General features: G+C 50.2%; 1 protein-coding gene. It reads left to right on the top strand.

The window, feature by feature from the left end; genetic code table 11:
- Window positions 1-68 precede the first annotated feature (68 nt).
- On the top strand, window positions 69-245 hold a 177-nt coding region (locus SB752_RS33105), incomplete at its 3' end, for a BPSL0761 family protein (protein ID WP_410719612.1).

Genomic DNA, 245 nt, shown 5'->3' with positions numbered 1-245 from the left:
CTACAACCTGACCCTGTTTACAAGTGTGATGGGCAAAATTGATAGCAACTTAAGGGAAGGAGAGAGTTATGACGATGCCGAATGAGCGCACGCGCTCGATCATTCAAACCCGAGATTTTTTGATAAGTCTGTCTCGTGATCAAGCACTACCTGAGCCCGTGCGTAACGAAGCCCACCGCCTGTTGCGCCACTATCCTTCGGCGAAAGAGGTACTGCTTGCAGGTAAGGTGGAAGAGCAAAGAGGA

Source organism: Brevibacillus sp. SIMBA_040, assembly GCF_046535075.1.
Lineage (GTDB): Bacteria > Bacillota > Bacilli > Brevibacillales > Brevibacillaceae > Brevibacillus.
This window is presented reverse-complemented; position numbering and strand designations above follow the sequence as displayed.